The organism is Streptomyces viridosporus, assembly GCF_002078235.1.
Lineage (GTDB): Bacteria > Actinomycetota > Actinomycetes > Streptomycetales > Streptomycetaceae > Streptomyces > Streptomyces viridosporus.
In genome coordinates this window covers 1-6,229 of record NZ_MSGP01000737.1, presented here as the reverse complement: position 1 = coordinate 6,229, position 6,229 = coordinate 1, and the positions used below count along the sequence as shown (strand labels likewise).

Genomic DNA, 6,229 nt, shown 5'->3' with positions numbered 1-6,229 from the left:
CTTCCCCCGCTCCGACCGGGGCACCCCTGGCGCCGCCCGTGACCCGGGCGTCCGCGACGCGAGACCCCGCCCCCACCCCTTCTCCGCCGAGGAACCACCGCACCCATGAACAGCGACAGCGACCTGCAGATCGCCGGCGACATCCTCGAAGTCCCCCACCTGCTCCAGGCGCCCCGCGAGCACCCGGCCACCGTCGCCGAGTTCGTCGGCCTGGCCCGCTCCATCGCCGCCGACCGCTCCCAGTGGGAGCACCTCGTGCGGTACGACGCGACCAGCCGCTGGTACCACCGGCTGCGCGCCGTCCCCCGGGCCCCCGGCTCCGCCCCGGCGGGGGAGGCCCCCCTCGGCTACGAGGTCTGGCTGCTGTCCTGGGTGCCCGGGCAGGGCAGCGGACTCCACGACCACGGCCGCTCCTCCGGCGTGCTGACCGTGCTGGACGGCGCCCTGACCGAACGCACCGGGCGCGGCACGCGCACGTTGGCGGCGGGGGCGCAGCGCGTGTTCGCGCCGGGCTACGTCCACGAGGTCGTCAACGACACGCTGGAGCCCGCGGTCAGCCTGCACGTCTACTACCCGGGCCTGACGGAGATGCCCATGCTCCCCCCGTCCCGGCTCCGTTCGACCGGGGAGGCCCCCGCCGCCCCGCACTGCGAGGCGCGCACGGCACCCGGGTCCGTGACCGCCTGACACGTCGTCGCCCGCAGGACCGGCCCGTCCGTCACCCGGCCACCGCCCCTCAACGCGTCGGCCCGGCGGCTGACACACTGTTTCCATGCGCATTGTGGTTCTGGCAGGCGGCATCGGCGGTGCCCGTTTCCTGCGCGGTCTGAAGCGGGCCGTGCCGGACGCGGACATCACGGTCATCGGCAACACCGGGGACGACATCCACCTCTTCGGGCTGAAGGTCTGCCCGGACCTCGACACGGTGATGTACACGCTCGGCGGTGGCATCGACGAGGAGCAGGGCTGGGGGCGGGCCGAGGAGACCTTCCACCTCAAGGAGGAACTCGCGGCGTACGGCGTCGGCCCGGAGTGGTTCGGGCTCGGTGACCGGGACTTCGCCACGCACATCGTGCGGACGCAGATGCTCGGCGCCGGTTACCCGCTGAGCGCCGTGACCGAGGCGCTGTGCGACCGCTGGAAGCCGGGCGTCCGCCTGATCCCGATGACCGACGACCGCGTGGAGACGCACGTCGCCGTCGAGCTGGACGGCGAGCGCAGGGCGGTCCACTTCCAGGAGTACTGGGTGCGGCTGCGGGCCTCGGTGCCGGCCGAGGCGGTCGTGCCGGTCGGCGCGGAACAGGCGAAGCCGGCCCCGGGCGTCCTGGAGGCGATCGCCGAGGCCGACGTGATCCTCTTCCCGCCGTCCAACCCCGTCGTGTCGGTCGGCACGATCCTCGCCGTCCCCGGCGTCCGGGAGGCGATCGCCGACGCGGGCGTGCCGGTGATCGGGCTGTCGCCGATCGTCGGGGACGCGCCCGTGCGCGGCATGGCCGACAAGGTGCTCGCGGCGGTCGGCGTGGAGTCCACCGCCCCGGCGGTGGCCGAGCACTACGGCTCCGGTCTGCTGGACGGCTGGCTGGTCGACACGGTCGACGCGGCCTGTGTGGAGCGCGTCGAGGCGGCCGGGATCCGCTGCAGGGCCGTACCGCTGATGATGACCGACGTCGACGCGACCGCGCGGATGGCACGGGAGGCGCTGGCGCTGGCGGAGGAGGTGCGGGCGGTTTGAGCGGCGTGCGCACGGCGTCCGACGGCTACCGGGTGTGGGCCGTGGCCGGCCTGCCCGAGATCCGGCCCGGCGACGACCTGGTCAAGCTGATCGCGGCCGCCGAACCGGAACTGGCCGACGGCGACGTCCTGCTGGTCACCTCGAAGATCGTCTCCAAGGCCGAGGGCCGGATCGTGGAGGCGGCCGACCGGGAGGCCGCGATCGACGCGGAGACGGTGCGCGTGGTGGCCCGGCGCGGCCCCCTGCGCATCGTCGAGAACCGGCAGGGCCTGGTCATGGCCGCGGCCGGGGTCGACGCCTCCAACACCCCCTCCGGCACGGTTCTGCTGCTGCCCGAGGACCCGGACGCGTCCGCGCGGGCGCTCCGCGAAGGCCTGCGCGACGCCCTCGGCGTCACGGTCGGGGTGATCGTCACCGACACCTTCGGCCGCCCCTGGCGCGCCGGGCTGACGGACGTCGCGATCGGCGCGGCGGGCGTCCGCGTGCTGGACGACCTGCGCGGCGGCACGGACGCGCACGGCAATCCGCTCGGCGCCACGGTCGTCGCCACGGCCGACGAACTGGCCGCGGCGGGCGACCTCGTCAAGGGCAAGACGGCCGGGCTCCCCGTGGCCGTCGTCCGGGGGCTGCCGCACCTGGTGGCCCGGGACGACGGCGAGGGCGCGCGCGCCATGGTCCGCGGCGCGCGCGACGACATGTTCCGCCTCGGCACGTCCGAAGCCGTGCGCCGGGCGGTGACCCAGCGGCGTACGGTGCGGGCCTTCACCGACGAGCCGGTCGACCCGGGAGCGGTGCGCCGCGCGGTGGCCGCGGCGGTGACGGCCCCGGCGCCGCACCACACCACGCCCTGGCGGTTCGTCCTGCTGGAGTCCCCCGGGTCCCGGGTCCGCCTCCTGGACGCCATGCGCGAGGCCTGGATCGCGGACCTGCGCCGGGACGGCAGGACGGAGGAGTCCATCGCCCGGCGGATCCGCCGCGGCGACGTCCTGCGCAACGCCCCCTACCTGGTCGTGCCCTGCCTGGTCATGGACGGCTCGCACACCTACGGGGACGCGCGGCGGGACGGGGCTGAGCGGGAGATGTTCGTGGTCGCCGCGGGCGCCGGCGTCCAGAACTTCCTGGTCGCCCTGGCCGGGGAGCGGCTGGGCTCGGCCTGGGTGTCGTCGACGATGTTCTGCCGGGACGTGGTCCGCGAGGTCCTGAAGCTGCCCGCGGACTGGGATCCGATGGGCGCGGTGGCGGTCGGTCACCCGGCCGAGGACCCCCGCCCGCGGCCGGAGCGGGACGCGGGCACCTTCATCGAGGTGCGGTGAGCCGGATCCACGGGCGCCTATCCTCTTAGGAGCCCACCGGCTCAGGAGCCCACCGGCACCCTCCGTTTCCCCCTCAGCCCTCCGGGATCCCTCGTGGCAGGACGTTTCGCCCCCCGGCCCGCGCTCCCCCGCAGCCCCGGGAGCGGGGCAGGGGCCCCCGCGCGCGACGGGCACGTCGCCGTCCCCGTGGGGGCGCCCCGGCGGGCCCCGGCCCCCGAGCGGGTGCGGACCTGGGTGCCGGACGGGCCGCTGGACCTCGGCCTGGTGCTCGGACCGCTCAGGCGCGGGCCCGGGGACCCGACGTTCCGCGCCCTGCCGGACGGTTCGGTGTGGCGGGCCAGCCTGACGCCGGCCGGCCCCGGGACCCTGCGGGTGACGCGGCGGGCCGGTGAGGTGCGGGGGCAGGCGTGGGGCCCGGGCGCCGACTGGCTCCTGGACCGCCTGCCGGAACTGCTCGGGGCGGCCGACGACCCGTCGGCCTTCGTGCCCCGGCACAGACTGCTGGCGCTCACCCGGCACCGGCGTCCCGGACTGCGGCTGGCGCGGACCGGGCTGGTGCTGGAGTCGCTGATCCCCTCGATCCTGGAGCAGAAGGTCACGACCGGTGAGGCGTACCGGGCGTGGCGGCTGCTGGTGCGGAAGTACGGGGAGCCGGCGCCCGGGCCCGCGCCCGAGCGGATGTCGGTGATGCCGGCGCCGAGGACCTGGGCGCTGATCCCGTCCTGGGAGTGGCACCGCGCCGGGGTGGACGACAAGCGGGCGTCGACGATCCTGCGGGCGGTCCGCGTCGCCGCGCGGCTGGAGGAGGCGGCGGGGATGCCTCCGGCGGCGGCGCGGGCGCGGTGGGAGCTGGTGCCGGGGATCGGGCCGTGGACGTCGGCGGAGACCGCGCAGCGCACTCACGGGGCGCCGGACGCGGTCACCGTGGGGGACCTCCACCTCCCGGGGATCGTGGGCTGGGCCCTCGCCGGGGACCGGTACGCGGACGACTCCGTGATGCTGGAGCTGCTGGAGCCGTACGCGGGGCAGCGACACCGCGCCGCGCGGCTGATCCTGCTGAGCGGGAAGGTGCCGGAGCGGCGGGCGCCGCGGATGCCGTACGGGGACATCGGGCGGCTCTGAGGCGGGGCGGGCCGGCCGGACGGGCCGCGTGACCCGGCGTCGCCCGGTGACCGGTGCGGGCGCGGGCCGGGCGACGGGGTGCCGGCGTGCCCGCCCTCCCCCGGGCCCTCGGCTTCGCCCGGGCAGGGGACCCCCGTCGCCCCGGGCGGCACGCGGACCCGCGGCCGAACGGTCCGCGCCCCGCCCGTGCGTGCCCCTACTGGTCCGGCGAGAACCGCACCGCTCCCTCCGGGATCCTCGCGTCGCACCACACCCGGACGCCCTCCCGGAGCTCGTTGCGGGCGCCGATGACCGCGCCGTCCCCTATCACCGTCCCGGTGAGGACCGACCGCTCGCCCACCCGCGCCCGCGTCCCGATGAGCGAGTCGGTGACGACCGCGCCGGGCTCGATGACCGCGCCCGGCAGGATCGTGCTGCCGAAGACGCGCGCGCCCTCCGCCACGAACGCGCCCTCGCCCACCACCGTCCCGCCCGCGAGCTTCGCGTCGGGTGCCACGGTCGCCGTCGGCAGGACCAGCCGGTCACCGCAGCGGCCGGGCACCGCCGGGGACGGGGCGCGTCCGAGCACCAGATCCGCCGAGCCCCGCACGAACGCCGCCGGGGTGCCCAGGTCCAGCCAGTACGTGGAGTCGACCATGCCCTGGAGGTGGGCCCCGGCCGAGAGCAGTTCCGGGAACGTCTCGCGCTCCACCGACACCGGCCGGCCCGCCGGTATCGTGTCGATCACCGAGCGGCGGAAGACGTACGCCCCCGCGTTGATCTGGTCGGTGACGATCTCCTCCGGGGTCTGCGGCTTCTCCAGGAACGCCAGCACCCGTCCCGTCCCGTCCGTCGGGACCAGTCCGTACGCCCGCGGGTCCGTCACCTTCGTCAGGTGCAGCGAGACGTCCGCCCCCGTCGCCTCGTGCGTCCGCACCAGCGCCCGGATGTCCAGCCCCGTCAGGATGTCGCCGTTGAAGACCAGCACCGGCTCGTCCGGCCCCGAGTGCAGCCGGGACGCGACGTTGCGGATCGCGCCGCCCGTGCCGAGCGGCTCCTCCTCCGTCACGTACTCGATGTGCAGCCCCAGCGACGAGCCGTCGCCGAAGTACGGTTCGAAGACCTCGGCCAGATAGGACGTGGCCAGGACGATGTGCTCGACGCCCGCCGCTCTCGCTCTCGCCAGCTGGTGCGTCAGGAAGGGCACTCCGGCCGCCGGGACCATGGGCTTGGGCGTGTGCACCGTGAGCGGACGCAGTCGCGTGCCCTTGCCGCCGACCAGGAGGATCGCTTCTGTCACCTGTCGTCTCTGCTTCCTGCCGGGACCGGCCGAACTGTCTTTCGGCCGGCCAGTGTATGCAGACCGTTCCACAGCGCATGCGACGGCCGTGTCTCCGGCAGGAAGGGACGGCGGGGCCGCCTCAGCGGCCCTGGTAACCGGCCGCCGTGGTGCGTGCGGAGCCGAGCTTGCTGTAGAGCTTCCCCCCTGGGCACGCGGTGTTGAACCCGTCCCGGTGACCGGAGATCACGTTCAGTCGTACCTTCTTACCTTTTTGGTAGAGGTTGCCACCGCCGGACGTCAGGTATGTCTTCCCCTTCGGATTCATGCCGTGCAGCCCGAGCTTCCAGGCGGTGAGCTGGGCGACGCCCTCCACCGCGGCGGCCGACGGCTTCTTGGAGCTGTAGGAGCCGATGACCGCGACGCCCGTGGTGTCGCTGTTGAACCCGAGGGTGTGGGCGCCCAGGACGGGCTGCGCCACTCCCCCGGCCCGGCCCTCGTAGATCTTCCCGCACTTGTCGACGAGGAAGTTGTAGCCGATGTCCCGCCACCCCATGCTCCCGACGTGGTAGCGGTAGATGCCGCGGATGACCGAAGGCGCTTGTTCGCAGGTGTAGTTGTTGCCGGTGGCGGTGTGGTGCACGAAGGCCGCCTTGACCTTCCCGGTGTACTTGAACGTCTTCTCCCGCAGGCTCTCGTCCGCCCCCCAGCCGCGCCGCGTGACGATGGCGGGCCGCGCACCGATGTACGCCTTGGCCTGCTGCTCGGCCGGGTCGGTGGCTCCGGCCCGCCATCGTCACGCGG

The 6,229-nt window shown here is 75.0% G+C and carries 5 protein-coding genes and 1 pseudogene; 4 read left to right on the top strand and 2 right to left on the bottom strand.

The genetic code is table 11. From position 1 onward, the window contains the following. Positions 1–105 precede the first annotated feature (105 nt). The 4 genes from B7L92_RS36815 to B7L92_RS36800 all read left to right on the top strand — a co-directional run bounded on the left by B7L92_RS36815 (position 106) and on the right by B7L92_RS36800 (position 4,167). Positions 106–687 carry a cysteine dioxygenase gene (locus B7L92_RS36815; protein WP_081241498.1) on the top strand — a complete coding sequence of 194 codons (582 nt, stop codon included), beginning with the start codon at positions 106–108 and terminating at the stop codon, positions 685–687. A gap of 85 nt (positions 688–772) precedes the next feature. Beyond that, positions 773–1,732 carry a 2-phospho-L-lactate transferase gene (gene cofD / locus B7L92_RS36810; protein WP_081241497.1) on the top strand — a complete coding sequence of 320 codons (960 nt, stop codon included), beginning with the start codon at positions 773–775 and terminating at the stop codon, positions 1,730–1,732. Next, positions 1,729–3,045, top strand: a complete 1,317-nt coding sequence (locus B7L92_RS36805) for a coenzyme F420-0:L-glutamate ligase (RefSeq protein WP_081241496.1) — start codon at positions 1,729–1,731, stop codon at positions 3,043–3,045. Before cofD ends, B7L92_RS36805 begins: the two co-directional genes overlap by 4 nt. Positions 3,046–3,138: 93 nt before the next feature. Further along, positions 3,139–4,167 carry a DNA-3-methyladenine glycosylase family protein gene (locus B7L92_RS36800; protein ID WP_081241495.1) on the top strand — a complete coding sequence of 343 codons (1,029 nt, stop codon included), beginning with the start codon at positions 3,139–3,141 and terminating at the stop codon, positions 4,165–4,167. A gap of 196 nt (positions 4,168–4,363) precedes the next feature. On the opposite strand, the gene manB is transcribed toward B7L92_RS36800, so the two are convergent. Then, entirely contained in the window at positions 4,364–5,446 is a 1,083-nt protein-coding gene (gene manB / locus B7L92_RS36795; protein ID WP_081241494.1) for a mannose-1-phosphate guanylyltransferase, read from the bottom strand. A 121-nt stretch (positions 5,447–5,567) separates the two neighbouring features. Then, positions 5,568–6,191, bottom strand: a pseudogene (locus B7L92_RS36790) (peptidoglycan recognition protein family protein); the annotation flags it as partial. Between the last annotated feature and the right edge of the window lie 38 nt (positions 6,192–6,229).